This is a genomic window from Streptomyces sp. NBC_00376 (assembly GCF_036077095.1).
Classification (GTDB): Bacteria; Actinomycetota; Actinomycetes; order Streptomycetales; family Streptomycetaceae; genus Streptomyces.
Genome location: NZ_CP107960.1, coordinates 8519400 through 8536506, shown reverse-complemented (window position 1 = coordinate 8536506; position 17107 = coordinate 8519400). Strand labels below are relative to the sequence as shown.

Sequence of the window (17107 nt, the reverse complement as noted above, 5' to 3'; positions counted from 1 at the left end):
CACCGACTCCACCGACGGTAGAACTCACGGGAAGAGTGCCGCCGGTCCACCGGGTTCCAGCCACCGACCGCACCCAGGTGGGTGTCAGTGGCGTGCGGTTGGATGGGCGCCATGACCGTTCACGATGTTGCCGAGGCGCTTCCTGACATCCCGACGCTGCGGGACCGGTGTCGGTCGATGGCCATGCTGGAGGCCGTGCTGAACCCGGACGGCGAGCGCTACTACTCATTCAGCCGGGCTTGGTCCGAGACGGAGGAGATCGCCTCCATGCGCAACGGCTCGGGGGACGAGTTCGACGTCATCTTCTCTCCGGCGGGCGCGTATGTCCGAGGCTTCGACCACGAGTCGGCGATGAGCCCGTATGTCGACGACGAGCCCTGGCCGGGCGTCGTGGACTCGGTCCCCGAGGTGTTCCGCAGTTGCGTCGAAGATCCGGCCTTCACGGACGACGGAATGCCCCAGGTGACGGCCTGCATGTGGCGTGAGGCGGGAAGCGAGCGCTGGCAGGCGGGAGAGATCGACTTCCCCGAGGACAGCGCCGACCCCGACGGCTCGGGCTGGCTGTTCCAGTTGCTGGTCGACCCATCGCCGGAGGCATTCCAGAAGTTCGCCGAGGACTACTACGAGATCCCGGTCGACATCGACGCGGTACGCCACGTGTATGCCCTCCGCCCGCTGACTCAGGATGTGGTCACGGCTTTGAACGACAAGGCATCCCTGGCGGGCGTTGCCGACGCAGCCGCCGCGATCGGCTATGCCATCGCGGCTGGCCCGTTTTCCTGACCTGAGCCTGTCTGACAGGCTTCGCGGGCGCGGAGCGCACCTGCAGCATCCGGCGGTGCTGCAGCGGGAGGGCGCCGGGTGGGCCGCAGGGCGAAGCCCTCTCGGCCGGTGAACCCGCCCTGCCGTGCCTCGGGGCAACGGCCATCCCGAGGCACGGCAAGACCGCCGTCTCCCGCCCGTCTTTCCGGAGGGCTCGGCCCCGCCTGATTCGGTTGTCCGTCAAAGCGGATCAAGCCCAGTGGCGCCTGGTGGGAAGACCCTCGGCAGCCGCCCGGCAACCGGCTCGCAACATCGGGTTTCGCGCGAGTATTCCGACGCAACGGCTCTTCGGCGCGTGGTGGACCTCACTCACCAGAAGTAGTTCATCATTCAACCATTCGGGGTTAGTGTCTTCACTGCCAGCAAGGCAACCACGGACTGACTCGCCCATGCACATCACAGGGTGGAGAAAGAGGGGAAATCATGACAAGCAGCATCGTTCGTCGGACTCTCGTCGCGATCGCCTCGACCGCCATCGCCGCAGCCGGGCTTCTCGCCACCGGCGGCACCGCCTCGGCGGCGACTCACCCGAGCAGCACCCAGCCGGGCGCCGTATCCACCGTCCGGATCACCGACCACCACGACGGGGACCGGCACGGCGCACTCGGCGACCGGGGCAGCGACGCCCGTGGCCACTGGAAGCAGGATCGCGATGGAGGCCGCCACTGGATCCGGCACGACGACCGCCACGGTTACCAGGTGCGGATCGACGAAGACCGTCGCCAGTGGGTCCTCGACCAGATCCGCTGGGCCGAGGACCACGGACACACCTACTGGGGCAGCCTGGAGCACCACGACCGCTCAGACCGCTGAGAGGTCTGCTCGGCGTTGACGCCGGTATCCGGCGCCCCGCCGGGAGCGTGCGCCTCTCCCCACTGCTGGGCATCCGGCTTGCGCCGGGGGATGAGGAAGGTCGCCAGCATTCCGAACGCCAGCAGCGCGGCGCAGGTGTAGCCGTTGATCTGGATCGCGTGGGACATTGCGTCACGGGCCGCCGCGGCGGCCGATTCCGTCTCCGGGTTCTGACTCAGCCCGGAGATCATGGCGCCCGCGCTGTCGGAGACCGCCGAAGCCAGCTGGTCCGCTCCGGGTGTCCCCTGCTGGGCGAGCCTATCGGACAGGTCGGAGGCCAGCGCCGTGAAGAATGTCGACGTCAGAACCGCGATGCCGAGCGCGGAGCCGAGCTGGCGCGCGGCGCTCTGGATTCCGGATCCCTGGCCGGCCTGTTGTGGCGGCACGTCCGCCAGGACCACATTGGTGACCTGCGCGGTGGCGAAACCGACGCCCGTCCCGTACAGGAACAGGGCGATTCCGATGACCCACCACGGGGAGTCGCTGCTGGCCAGCAGGCCGAACATCAGCAGTCCGATGGCCTCGAGAACCAGGCCGATACGGACCAGGCCAATAGGGCCGGCCTTCTCGGCCATGCCGAAGCTCGCACCGCTCGCGGAGAAACTGCCGATCGCGACGACGAAGACCATCAGCCCGGTCTGCACCGCGGAACACCCCAGGGTGTACTGAAGCCAGAGGGGCAGGACAGCGAGGATGCCGAACTCGGCCAGCGCGATGATCAGCGTCGCGATGTTGCCCGTACTGAAGGACTTGATGCCGAACAGCGAGGTGTCCATCAGCGGCGCGGTGCCGTTCTTCCGGGTCAGCCGAACCTGCAGGCACAGGAAGAGCACGAGGGACACCACTGAGATGGCCAGAGCGACCGGGACGACCGACAGCTCCACCCCGTCCCCGAAGGGACCGAGGCTCTTCCGCGCGCCCCACCACCCGTAGTTACGTCCCTCGATCAGCCCGAATGCGAGAAGTCCGAGGCCCAGCACCGACAGCACCCCGCCGACGGCGTCGATCCTGCCCGGTTGCCGGGGGGACTTCTGCAGGAACTTCATGCTGCCCACGAGGATCAGCAGCACGGCAAAGATGTTGATGCCGAAGGCCCACCGCCAGGAGTATTCGGCGAGCCAGCCGCCCAGCAACGGTCCGACCGCGGCGGCCGCACCGATCGTGGATCCCCAGACAGCGAAGGCCTTGCTGCGGTCCGGACCCCGGAAGGTCATGTTGAGCAGTGCCAGCGATGTCGGCATGACGGTCGCGCCACCGACGCCCTGCACGAACCGGCTGGTGATCAGGAACTCCCCGTTGGGCGACAGCGCCGCAGCGACGCTCGCCAGCCCGAAGATCACGGTCCCGATGAGGAAAAGGCGGCGGGCTCCCACGAGGTCCGAGAAGCGGCCCATCAGCAGCAGCAGAGCGGCCAGAATGATGGCGTAGGACTCCTGGATCCACTGGGCGCCGAAAGCCGAGATCTTGAGATCGTCGATGATCGGCGGCATCACCACGTTGACTATGGTGAAGTCCACGACCACCAGCGAGACACCGAGGGAAATGGCGACCAGACCCAGCCAGGCGACCCGGTCGGCCGGTGAGGGCCGAGTTGGATTTTCAGACACTGCGTTCCTCCGTTCCGTTCTGTGCAACGCACCCGGATAGGCCGCCGAGGGCGAAATACTGGGGCAGGCGGGGACGCGTCTCGCCTCCGGGCCAGTGGCACCATCGCAGGAGAAGAGGAAGTGTGCTGACCTCTACTGGCCCCAATGCGAAGGACAATCCGTGATCGCCAACCGAACGCTGGAGCTCCTCAGCCTGCTTCAGGCCCAGAAGGAGTGGACCGGCGACGGGCTGGCCGAGCGGCTGGGCGTGTCCCCGCGAACCGTCCGGCGAGATATCAGCCGGCTCCGCGAGCTGGGGTACCCCGTCACGGCGACCAAGGGCCCCTCCGGCTACTACCGGTTGTCGCGCGGCGCGCGTCTCCCTCCGCTGACAGTCGACGACGAGCAGGCCATTGCCATCGCGCTGTCCCTCCAGACGGCGCCGGCCTCCGTGGCCGGTATGGGGGACGCCACGAAGCGTGCGCTGAACTCAATCAGGGAGCTCCTGCCGCCCCACCTGGCCCGCCACCTCGCGGCCTTCTCCGTCGAACAGATCGAGAACGCCTGGGAACTTGCTCCACCCCAGGTCGATCCCGCACTGGTGGCGCAACTGAGCGCCGCAGCCCAACAACGTGAGCTGGTGAGGTTCTCCTACCGGTCCATCGATCTCGACGCGGTGGAGAACAGCGAGGTCCTGGCCGAACCCCACCGGCTCGTCGTCTGGTCCGGACGCTGGTACATGGTCGCCTACGACCAGCACAGGAACTCCTGGCACGCCTACCGGCTCGACCGCATCGGGAACCTGGTCCCCACCGCCTGGCGCTTCGGCTGGCGGGACGCTCCCGAGGCGGACATCACCCGCTTCGTGCAGAGCCAGCCCGATCGCGGTGACACACCGGACACCTGGCCCTGCTGGGGCACCGTCCTGATGGAGTGCCCCGCGACGCTGGTGGCGAAATGGGCTCCGGGCGCGGCAAGTTTCGAAGCGGTCGACGAGCGGATCACCCGGATCCGGATGGGCGCCTGGTCGTGGTCGGGGCTCATCGGCTTCCTGGTCACCTTCAACTGCCGGTTCACCGTCGAGGGCCCGCCCGAACTCGCGCAAGCGGCCCGGGAAGTGATGGGCCGCCTTGACGTGGAGATTCCCCGTACTGGCAGGCGCGCGAGGCCGTCGGCCGGACAGCCCTCGGACGAGTAGGGTGCCCGGCCCTCGCGGTGTCGCGGCCCGGCAGGAAAGAACGGCAAGGACGGCAAGAGTGTTCAGCCCATCACGGTGCCCGCCACCAGCGGGCCGGCCGGCACTCGAACCACGCAGATGACTGTCCTCGAAGCGCGTGCATACTGCACAGATCTGGCAGCCAAGGCATGGGTCTGAATCGGACGATGCCGACCCGACCATGGACGCCCTCACGGACGCGTATTCGTCGTCCCAACGAGAGAACGCGTTCAAGGACTGCGTGTCCGACGAGGGCCACCCACAGCCGCAGCCCACCTCATACTCCTTGATGGGCTGGGCGTGACCAACCTGGGCGGACATCCGGCCCCAACCAGCAAAGCGAGCAGTTTCACCGCGCCGCCAGAACACGCCGAACAAAGCCCCGTTCGATTCTGAGCTGGGCAAATGCTCGCCAGGGTTCGAGATCAGGTACTGACGGCGAATGGGTGCTCCAGCTCAAGGCCACGAGCACGGGGCCCAGGACCGGCGTGTGTGGCTCGTCAGGCGACGGAGTGGGTGATGGTGCCGGTGTAGTGGCCGACGACTGCGTTGGCGGGCACGGTGATGACCAGGGTGGGGTTCCAGCTGCAGCTCTCGTTGTCGGTCGATCCCGTGTGGTGGAACGCCGTCCGGGGCGCGTTGAGTGTGACCTGCTGGGTGGCTGTGTCCTTGCCGGGGTGGCATGCGCCGTGACCCGTGTCAACGGTGGCGGGTCCGGACCAGTAGGCGATGTTGCTGGTGGCGATGGTGCCGCCTGTTGTGGTCAGGGCCGTGGCGGTCGCGGTGACGTCCCATTGGGGGGCATCGGTTCCCGTGGCTGTGACGGTGCCCAGTTGTGCGCTGTGGGTGCTGCCGGGTGAGGCCGTGCCCAGGTCGGCGGTCGTCGGCACGCTGATCGAGAGGCTTGGTTGCGCCAGGGCGCGGGTCGTCCCCGGGCTCGTCGCTTGTGGGGTCGGTGTGCCCGTGGTCGGCACGGACGCGGAGGGTACGGGGGAGGACTGGAGGAGCGCCGTGAGCAGGGCGGCGGTGAGCAGGTTGCGGGTGTGCACAAATTTCCGTCGGTGCCGTGGTGTGTGAGGTCAGGAGGTGGTGTTCTGGCGGCGTTTGCGCACGGCCAGCGTGAGCGGGCCAAGGGCGACCAGGGTTGCGGCGCCCGCCGCCCAGAGCCAGCGGTTGGAGCCGACGGAGGCGATCACGGCCTGCACCGGCCGCCCTTCTCCGGCATCGGGGAACGAGGCGCGCCCGGTCGCGGTGTGCTCGAGGAGTCCGCTGCGCAGGGTGACCTCCGCCGCCCACGGTCCTTGGGGGACGCTGGTGCCGAGGGTGAAGGTGATCTGTCCGCTGTCGCCGGGGGCGAGCGTGGGGCCTTGGTTGCTGGTGAAGGGGCCGGCCGCCAGGCCGTCCGGGCCGTTCTTCAGCATCAGCTTGCCGGTGATGTCCACAGCCCGCGCCCCGGTATTGCGTACCCGGGCGCGCAGTTGGGGCAGGCCGCTACGGTCGCGTGCAGGGACGAGGCTGGTGATGCGGAAGTCGGAGGGCAGTTCACCGCCGGGGCCGATGTCCAGGTAGACGCGGATACCGGCGCGCTGCACCATCGCGATGTTGGCATGCCGTCCGGGGGCCGAGCGATGCTGGACCCAGATCACGCTGTAGCGCTCGCCCTCCGAAGCCCTGCGCGGAACCCGGATAGTGGCCCGGACCCGAGCTTTGGAGTTCGGGCGCAGTTCGAGTTGGGCCGGTTCCAGGAAGATCCAGTCGGTGAGTTCGTTGCCCCTGCCCTCAGGCGGGTAGACGAACCGGCCTTTGTGGATACCTGCCCTTCCCGCGTACATGCGCAGTTTCAGCGGTTTGCGGCTGTCGTTGGCAACCTCTAGTTTGCGGTTGGATCGTGGTGCCGGGTGTCAGGTGGTCGATGATGTAGCTGGAGGCACGCGGATCGTCCTTGCGCTCGACGGGAGCTTCGAGCAGCTTGATTCCCAAGGTGATCCGGGGTCCGCCCGGCGATGTGTGTGCTGTGGCGGCGGCGGGCAGGCTGAACAGCCCTGCCGCCGCCAGGAATGCAAGAACTCGCTTCATAGTGCCGTCAGGCCACCGAGTGCGTGATCGTACCGGAGTACTGGCCGGCGGCGACGGTGGTGGGGACGTTCACGATCAACGTGGGGTTCCAGGAAGCACTGTTGGCGCCACCACCCCCTGTGTGCGCGAACGCTGTCTGCGCGGAGGAGAGCATGACGGCTGCGGCCGCGGTCGCCTGGCCGGGAGTGAAGGTGCCGCTGCCGTTCGTGCTTGTGGCGGGCCCCGACCAGTACTCGACATCGCTGTTGGGGATGGACTGGTTGGCTCCTCCGGCACCGGTGGTGAGGGCTGTGGAGGTCACCGTCGCGGTCCACGGAACGGGCACGCCACCGCGCTGGTCGTTGACCGTTACCGTGCCGAGCTGCCCGGTGGCCGTACCGCCGAAGCTGGTGTTCGACAATGCCGCGCTGGCCGGCGCGCTGACAGCCAGATTCTGGCCCTGCACCGTGAAGGTGACGGTCGTATCCGCAGCCTGCGCCGAAGGGGTCACTGTGGCCAGCGTCAGTACGGCAGCTCCGACAGCCGCCGCAGGCAGAGTTCTCATCTGCGTTCTGCCAAGGATCAGTTGACCCTTACGACTCGGTACGCGATTGAGGTCGGGGCGTGCTTGCCTGGCGGATTGACTGGTGGGTGATCAGCAGGCGGCCGGGCGAATGAACACCAGCTCAGTGCTGGTGCGTCGCCGGGTGGGCCTTCGCGCCGCGCGGTCGGAGACCAGCCCGGCGATGGCAGCGTGCGTTTCCGTGTAGTACTCACGCCGTCCGATGTACCGCTGGAGCGGCCGCCACTTCTTCACCTCGCCGATGGTGTGCTCCACGCAGATTCATGCCGAGGAATGGCGTCGGCGTTCCTCACGCCAGGAGTACCTCTCGCCCAGCGGTGCTTCGTCCTTCGGCTTGCGCGGGGGAGCCTGCACTTGGTCGGGGCCGTTGGCCAAGCCCCGGTAGCCCTCATCGACCTTCGCCTTGACCTGCGGATGCAGACGCAGCTGCTCGGTGATGCCCTCGGTGCGCATGGCGGTCTGGTCGTGCATCCGGCCGGGCCGGTCGGCCCCGGACCACAGCAGACGCCCTGAGCCGTCGGCAATGGTCGTGGTCTTGGCTGTGTTCTGTTTCTTCTTGCCTGAGACGAAAGCCTTGCGGCCGGAGCGTCCGGCCTTGGGGCGCCGGACCTGGGTCTCGGTGCCGTCGATCCGCAGCTCGACACCTTCGGCTTCGGCGTAGGCGAAGACGTCGGCCAGGGTGCGCAGGCGAATGCCGGGCCGGTGAGGGACGGCGAAGCCGCGGGCGGCGAGCAGCGGACGGATCTCGTGGATGGCTCGGGTGACGGTGGGGCGGGTCACGCCGTACAGCTCGGCAAGGGCCGCGTGGGGCAGTTGCAGGCGCAGGTAGACCACGGTGACCAGCACCCGGTCGGTGAAGGCCAACTTGTGGTCTGGTCCGGCTCCGGCCGCCCGACGACGGTCGCCGCCTCTGCGCTCGCGCAGTGCGGACTCGCACCAGGCAGTCCAGGGATTGGCCAACTCGTCGATCAAACCGCCGAGATGTGCACGGTCGAGGCCGCAGAAGGCAGGATGGGACAAGGCTGCGCGGGCTCGGTAATGCGTCATAACATCACCAACCCGTGCGGTCCGCCGTACGTCACGATCCGCTGGCGGCCCGAGCGGCGTAGCCCTTCGCGACCAGTTCCTCCACCACAGCGCTCTTCGCCGCCGAGTAGGCCAGCCTGCCCTCGCTGTCGGCAGGCAACCGCTGCGCCAGTGCCATCTTCAACGCACTGTAGCGCTGTACTTCATCGGGCCGCTGACGCAGGTAGTCACGGAGTAGGACGTGATCAAGGTGCGGTTTTGAGCCTGCGACCACGCCGTACAAATGATGTTTGGAAGCCGCAGAAGGGGCTTGGAATGCCTCACGCCCCCGAATCCCTAGATTGCCTTCGTGTCGGTAGCCCTGCCCGACGAGCCGGTAAATCAACTCGGGCATGACAACCTCCTCGGCCACCACGATTTCGAGGTCGATGATCGGTTTGGCGGCGCACCCGGGCACGGCCGTACTGCCGACATGCTCGATGGACACAGCCAGATCCGCGACATGAGGTGCCAGCCGCTGCCGCAGATCCTCGAACCGCTCGGGCCATTGGGGGTCGTAGCCACTAACCACGATCAGGCGAGTCATATCGACAGTCTCCCAGGGGCGTCAGGGCTGATCGAACCACCGTGAGAGCCCTGGCTGCATAAACCCCGCTGTCACCCGATCATGCAGCAGTCCCGGGCGAACGCCCTGTTCGCCGCTCACCGCGACGACCCGGAGTTCGGCCACCGCTTCCTGGCCGATGAGGCCCGTGCGGCCGGCGAGGCGATGGCCGAGCGGACCGCTTGGAAGATCTGCCGCGACAACCGCTGGTGGAGCGCGTTCGGTAAGCGGCGGGGCCGGGGCAAGAACGTCAAGGTCGGCCCTCCGGTCCACGACGACCGGGTGAGGCGAGATTTCACCGCATCCGGGCCGAACCGGTTGTGGCTGACGGACGTCACCGAGCACGCCACCGGCGAGGGCAAGCTGTATCTGTGCGCGGTCAAGGACGTTTACTCGGGCCGCATCGTGGGCTACTCCATCGACGCCCGGATGAAGTCCAGCCTCGCCGTCAGAGCCCTTGAATCCGCCGTCGCCCGCCGCGGCCAGGTCGCAGGATGCATCGTGCATTCCGACCGCGGGTCGCAATTTCGCTCACGGAAATTCGTCGTCGTTCTCGCACGTCACAGCATGATCGGATCGATGGGCCGGGTCGGTGCCGTCGGCGACAACGCGGCCATGGAGAGCTTCTTCGCGCTGCTGCAGAAGAACGTCCTCGACCGCCGTGCCTGGGCCACCCGTCAGGAGCTGCGGATCGCGATCGTCACCTGGATCGAGCGCACCTACCACCGCCGCCGGCGTCAGAGACGCCTGGCCCGATTGACCCCCGTCGAGTACGAGACCATCATGACTCCACCCGCAGCCCTGGCTGCATAAACCCCGCTGTCACCCGATCATGCAGCAGTCCCGGTGATGTGTTCTTGCTGGTGGATGGCATGATCCGGATGTGGCGATCATGCTCAGTCGGACGGTTCTCGCGCATCAGGTGTTCACAGGGGTCTCCCGGGGGCATCTCGCCTCCCTGGTTGAGGAGTTGGCGGGACCGTGGCAGGCCGTGGTCGAGGGGCGTCGTCACGAAGCTCGCGGCGGGGCCAGGAAGCGCGAGGCAGGAGCCGGTGCCCGGCATCGGCTGGTGTTCGTCGACCGGCTCGTGGCCACGCTGATTCACCTGCGGCACGATTTGCCGCATGCGGCGTTGGGGCTGTTGTTCGGCGTTGACCGCTCCACCATCACCCGTGCGATCGGCGAGATACGAGGGCTGCTGGCCGAGCGGGGATGCGCGGTCCCGGACCGGCCCGGCCTGCGGCTGCGGACTCTGGCGGATGTGTTCGCATACGCCCAGGCCGAGGGCATCGAGCTGCGGTTGGACGCCACCGAGGTCCAGGTCCGCCGGCCCCCGGCCGGCCGCGGCGGGCGCCGTGCGTTCGTCTCGGGCAAGAAGAAACAGAACACGATGAAGGCCACCGTCGTCGCCGACCATCAGGGCCGCACGCTCTGGACCGATGCCCTGCGGCCAGGGCGGATGCACGACGCGACCGCCGCACGCAACGAAGACATCGGTACCTGTTTCCGGCACTTTCCCGACGTGGAGGTCCTCCTGGACGACGGCTGCCTCGGGCTCCGCCGCGATCACCCCGGCCAGGCGGTGACCCCACCCAGGAAGGGAAACAAGATCAGCCCGCCCGAGGTCCTCGAAGCCCGCCTACGAGCCCGACACCGGCACTCCTCGAAGCGCATTACCGTCGAACACGCCCTCGCCGATCACAAACGCTGGAAGCAACTGGTCCGCTGGACCCACCGCCGGGAGACCCCGCCCGTCACCTACCGGGCCGTCGCTGGCCTCGTCTCCGACCGCAACACCACCGGCTGACACAAACCCCCAGCTCAGGCCCCCACGTCTCCAAGACAATCACGCACCAGCTCGTAAGGGGTACCAGCATCGGTCACCCGGAGGCCTGCAGGCACCCGCAAGACCATGTACGCGGACACCCGCATGGCCCAATCCGGTCACCGCCTTGTCCCCCAACCGCCCTCATACAAACTGGGAAATACGGAATCTCAACGCAGACTTCGGATACACGGGATCACCGACGCCTCAGAACTTCAGAAGCGGTACTGATTGCTTTGAGCTGCGTCGGCGTCAGCCGCAGATTTCGCCAGTCGGGGTGCCGGCACGCGCCGCCTTCGCCGCCGCCCCCCTTCCGGGCCGACTTCTTGCCGGGCGGCCGGCACCACTGCGGACGCTTGGAGGTGGTGCTGCTCACACCACTCTCTCGACCAGCCCCGCACGAGGCTGACGCGGTGATCAACCAACTCCGCGACGACGTCGGGGTCGAGCCCGTGTGCCGGGAACTGCACCTGTCGGTCCCGGCATTCAACGTCCGCCTCAGGCGGCCCAAGTCCGACCGGCACCTGCGCGATGAACGGCAGAGAACATCGCCCACCTCGACACCCAGGGCCACCAGGAGGTCGCGGAACCCAAGGTCCTTGCCGCAGAGGCGGTACGCGGGCAGAACGGACAGGGGGCGGGAATCTTCCTGCTGACAAGGGGGCGGTTTGTGGTGCCGAAGGAGGCCGTTCGCCGGGCTGGGCAGTTGATTTTCGGTGAGCGAATCACTGAGTAGTCGCCTGGTCGGTGTGTTCCTGCGGCGTCTTCGGAACACCCCTGCGCCTGCTGAGCAGTGTGGAGATCAGAAGGGATGCCGCCAGGCCGCTGAGGAGTATGGCAGCGAGCGCGCCGAGGACGGTGGGCTGGTCGGGGAAGGCGAGGCCGATGGCGGCCAGCGCGGGGCCGGCGTTGCGCACGGAGGCGACGCCTCCCATGGTGGTACGGCGAGTCATCGGGCCGGTGGCCAGCAGTGTTCCCAGGGCGAAGGCGAAGGCGGCGAGCAGGAAACCCGCGAGCAGGGCGAGTGAGCCGAAGAGGTCGACGACATCGTGCCAGCTGCCCAGCAGCATGCCTGCAAGCACGATGAGGAACGTGATGCTGGAAAGGGCTGCTGCCGTGGGATGCCAGGACTGTGCGGTGGGTTCGGCGTAGCGGCGCAGGAGCAGGCCGATGACGAACGGGACGAGCTGCAGGAGCGCCACTGTCCGCACGAGTGCGCCGACGTCGAGGGAGACCTTGGTGCCGATGTCGGCGGCGCTGAGCACGGCGCTGGCGGTGGGGGCGAAGGTGAGGCTGCCGATGGAGGCGAGCAGTACCTGCATCGCCGCGCCTGTGACGAGGTCGCCTTGCTGTACGGTCGCCAGCTTCGCCCCGAAGGGGCCGCCCGGGGACGAGGCGATCAGGATGAGGGCGGTGAAGGAGGCTGAGGGGAGACCGAGCAGGGAGCCGATGCCCCAGCCGAGCAGCGGGATGACCATCATGTTGGCGGTCAGCGCCAGCAGCAGCAGGAGGACGTCGGCGAAGACGCCGCGCAGTGCCGGGACGGTGGCTCGTAGGCCGGCGGCGAACATGGTGGCCGCGATGAAAATGACAGTGACGGCGTTGAGGACGAGATGCAGGGTATTCATGGCGCTTGCCGGCCCTGTCAGTCGTGGAGGTCCCCGAGCCAGCGCAGGGCGCTCAGGCTCGGCACGAAGCAGTACTCGCCTCCTCGGGTGACGACGAACCGGGGCAGCGGGGCCAGGCAACGCCTCACCGGCCTTCGAGGAATGGTGTAGCGGGTCTGCCCGTCCTCGGCGCCGACGACGGGGTCCTTCATGCTGCCGGCCCCGAAAAAGACGCCGTCGTTCATCCACTCCGACTGGACGAACTCGAACTGGCGGCCCAGGTGGGCGCCGATGAACGCGAACATCAGACCGCGGTCCGCTCCGTCGTCCTCCAGCACTCCTTCCGGCAATGGCGGGCCGTACACGGCGCCGCGCCGGATCATGCGGTGCAGACGCACCTCTCCGGCAACTGAGGCGTCGCGTGGGTTGGCGCGGCGGATGTGGCAGCCACCGGGAGTGGTGAATCCCATCGGGTCGTCCTGTTCGTACAGAAAGGTGTTGCGGCGGTTGGGGTCGGCGCCTAGGGCTTGGTCGTCGCGCTCCGGGGCGAGTGCCAGTGGGGCCCCGCTGCGCCAGCGGCCCATGATCTTCGCGGCGATCAGTTCCTCGTCGTGGTCGCCGGTGGAGTTGTCCTTCAGGTAGCGCCTGAACGCGACGACGTTCTGGTGGAGTTTGCGGAAGACCGCGTAGCTGCCGTTGCGCCCCAGCACGGGCGGCTGAGGTGTCTGGACGCCGCCGATCTCATCGGGGTAACCGAGGACGAACTCCCCGCTCTTCAGAGGAGCTTCCAACTTATTGGACCCTGGGATACCGCTGCCTTCGACAGCCGGATGGCTGACGCTGTCGAGGTAGCCGAAGTGTTCCTTCTCGGTGGGCAGGGCGTAGCAGTCCTGCCGCCAGATCGCTGTCACGCCGGACAGGCGTTCGTAGGCGGGCCGTGCGCGGTCGATGGCCGCCTCCAAGCTCAGAGGGTCGGGTGCGACGGCCGTGATCACCACGTGAACGTCGTGCGTGCCGAGAGGTGCTTCCCAGTGCTGCGGGCTGCTCGTTCCCTCGTCGCGCAGCGCCCGCGCACGGGCGGCCATGCCCTGCCGGAGCTCCCAGGCGAACGTGGCCAGCGATGAACGTGGCGTCCCCAGTGCCTCCAGGCCCCAGTACGTGACTGCAACACTGACCCAGGTGTTCCCGAGAGGGCTGGAGGTGTCGGCGGCGGAGGTCGCCACCGTGCTTGCCCGCTGCATCAACTCCCGGCCCTGGGAACGGTCGTCGATACGGAAGACCAGGTACGTCGCCGCGTACGGGGTGGGGCGCGGGCTGAGGACCCCGCGCTGGATGTCGTCGAGTTCCAACGTGACGTCCGTGGGTGCACTCATATCAGCCTCCCTGCGGCATCGCTACGAGACGAGGTTGCGCCAGAAGTTCCGCAGGCTGTCGTCGGCGCCGAAGAGTGTGCTGAAGATCGTTGAATCGGCCAGCAGCACGTCTGCCGCGCGGTCATCGCCAGGGGGCATCCACAAGAGCATGTTGAACTCGGTGTTCCCGTCCTTGGTGAACGGATGGGGCCGGGACGTGTCGATCGGCTGCCGGGCCAGCACATGGATGGCCTGCGGCTCGTCGGTCGTCACCGCGTAGTGCGGCAGGTGCATGTGGAAGTTGAAATTCGTCACCCCGTTCAGCCATCCCTTCTCGTCCAGATCCCTGAGGGTCGACAGGGGGACGATCCGGTTGTCCCGACCGGTGGCGGGGCGCAGCCCGTATTGGTTGATGACGGGCACGTCCAGGCCGTTCATCACACCCCTGACGTAGGTGGCGAACCGTTGTTGGCGAGGCACCAGGGGATCGCCGTGGTGGCGGTACTCCACCTCGCGCACGGACAGGTCGTCCGACGCGCCGACGTCGTGATGGGGTCCCAGGACGAGGCGGGCGTCCTCCCGCGAGAGGAAGGACCGCAGGGCCTCGATCTCGCCGGGCTCGGCTTCCTGTCCGGTGATCATGTGGTCGAGTCCGAAAACGAACAGGACGTCTGTGTCGTCGAGTACCCGCCCATCGAGGGGGGTGTGGAAACCGGCCTGGTCGATGCGCTGGTAGACCGGGACAGGATGCCCGGTGACCTCCGCGACGAATTCTTGGAACGGCACCCAGGCCCGGAAGAACAGCTCCAGCGATCCCGCGATGCCCTGCTGGAACTGGTAAGGGTCCGACCACTTCGGGTCCTCGTAGGCCGGCCACGCCACCCGCCGGACCTCGGTCATGGTGGAGAACCGGTTGTCCAGTTCGGCCGCGTTCCGGCTCGCCTCGGCGGGATAGCTCCACGAGACGTAAATGCTCACACGCCGTCCGGCAGGGGTGTACTTCCGGGGAATGTGCCGCTGGTTGTAGGTCCGCGCTGTTCTGGCCTCACTCATCGCCCAGCTCCCAGCCTCACTGCATCTGGTCGAGTATCTCCGACAGAGCGCTCTTGATCCGCAGGGCTTTCTTGATCTCGTCCGCCGTCACGTACGGGTACTCTCCGTACTCGATGAAGCTCGGACAGTGGTGCTCACGGACGAATCCGACGAACGCCTCCGGATTGGTCCGCCAGTCCTCGGGGAATCCTTCCAGATGCTCGAACGCCGTGCTCACGCCCGCCTTCGAGAACAGCGCGATGGCGTCCTCGGTGTACTTGTCGAAGTCTGTGTCGAAGATTCCCTGGTACATGAAGCGCGTGTCATCGTCGAAGAGAACCCACCGCAGGTAGTGCAGCTTCAATGGCGCGAGAAGGTACGGATCCTGTTCGAGCGCCTTGGCCAGCGAGTAGCCGTACTCGCGCATGGCATCGGCGTGACCGGGCTTGACCTGCGCGACGATGGTGAACCCGTAACACGCCGGAGTCATGGGAAAAACGGGCCCGTACTTCCCCTGTTCGAGATGATCCGTCCCCTTTGGGAGGACGACTGCCTGAGGCCTGATCTCCATGTCCACTCCTCCCGCCGACCAGCGAACCGGGACGATTCCATCTTCGCGCCTCAACGTTGGGCGCGCCTGCCGGACAGGCGTGAACTAGGCACTGTTCTCGGATCATGTTCGGAGCCGGATGGCGAGCGCTGCGAGCGTGACGGTGCCGAGGTGGATATTGGCACGCTTCTCGTAGCGGGTGGCGACGACCCGGAAGCCTTTGAGACGGTTGATGGCGCGCTCGACTGTGCTGCGCTTCTTGTAGCGCTCGCTGTCGAAACCGGCGGTCCGACCGCCTCGGGAACCTCGGTTCTCCCGATGCCTCTGCTGGTCGAGACGTTCGGGGATGGTGTGCCGGATTCCGCGTCGTCGCAGGTAGAGGCGGTTCCGCCGGGACGTGCAGGCCCTGTCCGCCAGGACAAGGCCTGCACGGGTGCGAGGCAGGCCGACTCCGGCTCGGGGCACGGAGACCTGCTCCAGCACCCGCTCGACCTGGGGGCCGTCACCGTAGTGTCCGGGGGTCAGGACGAAGGCGAGGGGCCGGCATCGCCCCTCGGCGACGAGGTGAAGCCTCGTGGTGAATCCTCCGCGGGAACGTCCCGGACACTCGCCGATCTGACCACCTCCTCCATCCGGACCGCCAGTCTCCGCAGAGCCGGATCGACCTGGTTCGTCCCCGCCCGGCCCCCTGCAGAGAATCCCATTGATCACCCGACGGTGATCGCTCCAGCGGCCTCCACGCGCACCACCAGGAGGCAAGAACGACTCCAGCCGATCCCACTCCGCGTTCGTCGGATCTCCACGGCCCATAAAGCCAGCCAGACCCCAACACCCCACTCAAGTCAGGAGACTCGCCCTTGCCTTCCTCGCCGTCGTTCGCGCCGACGAACACGCCCACCGGCCAGGACCGCCCAGGTGCGGGGCGGCGTCGGAGCTCGTTGGCGGGTGTCGAGGAGGGGGTGACCACTGCCGCACCGACTCTTATCGTTCTTCGATAACATCGATATTCGATATGTGGACGGTTGCTGATGTCTGCTGAGGTACAGAGCTCCAAGGGGTTTGAGCTGCCGGATGGACCGCCGTCACATGGCGACCGGGCCGAGACCAGGCTGCTGGAGCCGGTCGCCACTGTGGTCCGGGGCGTCTACCGACTGCTTCTCGTGGGCCTCGTCGTCGGCGCCGTGGGCCCCCTGGTCGGCACCAAGCTGGGCCTGATGTGGGGTAGTCCGAACGTGTGTGCCGAGTCCCGCTCGGACTTCAGCACGGACGGGTTTACCGGCAGGTTCCGGCCCCATGCAGGGGTCGAGGTCATGACCCGCCCGTCCTACTGCACCGACCACGCCGACGGTGCCCAGCGACTGTTCGACTTCCTCGGCGGCTTCCCCTCGTTGCTGCTTGCCCTTGGCATCCTGTTCCTGCTCAACCGCTTGATACAGGGCGCGTCCCGCGAGGGCGTCTTCACCGCACGGACCGCCAAGCAGCTACGGGTCGCAGGCTGGTGGCTGCTGCTCGGCTGCCTGGCTGCAGAAGTGGTGGAATCCGGCGCGCACACGGCGCTGCTGGCGACCCTGGCCAAGGACTACACCTTCACTGCGGACAGTTGGCTGGGTACCTGGCAGCCGCCCTACGCACTCGTCTTCACGGCGCTTGGCATCCTCACGTTCGCGCGCATCATGCGCGCCGGGGTGGCCATGCGGGAGGATCTGGAAGGGACGGTGTGATGGCGCCGGACGACAACGACAGCCATGGTATCGAGGTCCATCTCGACCGCATGCTCAGCGAGCGCGGCATGACGCTTGCGGAGCTCGCCTCCAGGGTCGGCGTGACCAATGTGAACCTGTCCATCCTGAAGAACGGCCGGGCCCGCGCAATCCGCTTCACCACACTGACCCGCATCTGCGAGGTCCTCGACTGCCAGCCGGGCGACCTGCTTACGTACCGAGACGCCGGAGGGGAGCGGCGTCGGTAGGCAGTGCCCATCGGCCGCAGTCTGAGCT

General features: G+C 67.3%; 16 protein-coding genes and 2 pseudogenes. 7 read left to right on the top strand and 11 right to left on the bottom strand.

What is annotated here, in order from left to right:
• Nucleotides 1-111 precede the first annotated feature (111 nt).
• On the top strand, nt 112-783 hold the full coding sequence (locus tag OG842_RS38260; RefSeq protein ID WP_266737218.1) for a hypothetical protein: 672 nt from the start codon (nt 112-114) through the stop codon (nt 781-783).
• A 462-nt stretch (nt 784-1245) separates the two neighbouring features.
• A complete protein-coding gene (locus tag OG842_RS38255) occupies nt 1246-1635 on the top strand; it encodes a hypothetical protein (RefSeq protein WP_266734296.1) in 390 nt (129 codons plus the stop codon).
• Here the strand turns inward: OG842_RS38255 and OG842_RS38250 are convergent.
• Nucleotides 1593-3281 (bottom strand): MFS transporter, encoded by a 1689-nt coding sequence (locus OG842_RS38250; protein ID WP_266734298.1) that lies wholly within the window; start codon nt 3279-3281, stop codon nt 1593-1595. The two genes, OG842_RS38255 and OG842_RS38250, sit on opposite strands and share 43 nt — an antisense overlap.
• 160 nt (nt 3282-3441) lie before the next feature.
• On the opposite strand from OG842_RS38250, the gene OG842_RS38245 reads away from it, so the two are divergent.
• Nucleotides 3442-4458, top strand: a complete 1017-nt coding sequence (locus tag OG842_RS38245; protein ID WP_266734300.1) for a helix-turn-helix transcriptional regulator — start codon at nt 3442-3444, stop codon at nt 4456-4458.
• Between the two features lie 518 nt (nt 4459-4976).
• On the opposite strand, the gene OG842_RS38240 is transcribed toward OG842_RS38245, so the two are convergent.
• The 5 genes and pseudogenes from OG842_RS38240 to OG842_RS38220 form a co-directional block, all read right to left on the bottom strand.
• Nucleotides 4977-5525, bottom strand: a complete 549-nt coding sequence (locus OG842_RS38240) for a hypothetical protein (protein WP_266734302.1) — start codon at nt 5523-5525, stop codon at nt 4977-4979.
• Between the two features lie 30 nt (nt 5526-5555).
• Nucleotides 5556-6308, bottom strand: a complete 753-nt coding sequence (locus OG842_RS38235; protein ID WP_266734303.1) for a COG1470 family protein — start codon at nt 6306-6308, stop codon at nt 5556-5558.
• Between the two features lie 251 nt (nt 6309-6559).
• A complete protein-coding gene (locus OG842_RS38230) occupies nt 6560-7042 on the bottom strand; it encodes a hypothetical protein (RefSeq protein ID WP_328512619.1) in 483 nt (160 codons plus the stop codon).
• Between the two features lie 144 nt (nt 7043-7186).
• Nucleotides 7187-8161 (bottom strand): annotated as a pseudogene (locus tag OG842_RS38225) (transposase family protein).
• A gap of 31 nt (nt 8162-8192) precedes the next feature.
• Complete coding sequence (locus tag OG842_RS38220; RefSeq protein WP_266734305.1) at nt 8193-8726, bottom strand: GrpB family protein; 534 nt, start codon at nt 8724-8726, stop codon at nt 8193-8195.
• A 99-nt stretch (nt 8727-8825) separates the two neighbouring features.
• Between OG842_RS38220 and OG842_RS38215 the strand changes: the two are divergent.
• Nucleotides 8826-9557 (top strand): annotated as a pseudogene (locus OG842_RS38215) (IS3 family transposase); the annotation flags it as partial.
• 79 nt (nt 9558-9636) lie between these two features.
• Nucleotides 9637-10551, top strand: a complete 915-nt coding sequence (locus OG842_RS38210) for a transposase (protein ID WP_266734307.1) — start codon at nt 9637-9639, stop codon at nt 10549-10551.
• A 743-nt stretch (nt 10552-11294) separates the two neighbouring features.
• Here the strand turns inward: OG842_RS38210 and OG842_RS38205 are convergent.
• The 5 genes from OG842_RS38205 to OG842_RS38185 form a co-directional block, all read right to left on the bottom strand.
• A complete protein-coding gene (locus OG842_RS38205; protein WP_266734308.1) occupies nt 11295-12197 on the bottom strand; it encodes a hypothetical protein in 903 nt (300 codons plus the stop codon).
• A 17-nt stretch (nt 12198-12214) separates the two neighbouring features.
• Nucleotides 12215-13549: a Dyp-type peroxidase gene (locus tag OG842_RS38200; protein WP_266734310.1), complete on the bottom strand. Its 1335-nt coding sequence runs from the start codon at nt 13547-13549 to the stop codon at nt 12215-12217.
• 21 nt (nt 13550-13570) lie between these two features.
• Nucleotides 13571-14506: a hypothetical protein gene (locus OG842_RS38195; protein WP_266734312.1), complete on the bottom strand. Its 936-nt coding sequence runs from the start codon at nt 14504-14506 to the stop codon at nt 13571-13573.
• A 91-nt stretch (nt 14507-14597) separates the two neighbouring features.
• Entirely contained in the window at nt 14598-15131 is a 534-nt protein-coding gene (locus OG842_RS38190) for a hypothetical protein (protein ID WP_266737219.1), read from the bottom strand.
• A gap of 102 nt (nt 15132-15233) precedes the next feature.
• Nucleotides 15234-15920, bottom strand: coding sequence for an IS5 family transposase (locus tag OG842_RS38185; RefSeq protein WP_266734314.1), 687 nt, complete (start codon nt 15918-15920; stop codon nt 15234-15236).
• 218 nt (nt 15921-16138) lie between these two features.
• Here OG842_RS38185 and OG842_RS38180 point away from each other — a divergent pair, with 218 nt between their 5' ends.
• Nucleotides 16139-16831 carry a DUF2975 domain-containing protein gene (locus tag OG842_RS38180; protein WP_266734315.1) on the top strand — a complete coding sequence of 231 codons (693 nt, stop codon included), beginning with the start codon at nt 16139-16141 and terminating at the stop codon, nt 16829-16831.
• Entirely contained in the window at nt 16831-17079 is a 249-nt protein-coding gene (locus tag OG842_RS38175; protein ID WP_266734316.1) for a helix-turn-helix domain-containing protein, read from the top strand. Before OG842_RS38180 ends, OG842_RS38175 begins: the two co-directional genes overlap by 1 nt.
• Nucleotides 17080-17107 lie beyond the last annotated feature (28 nt).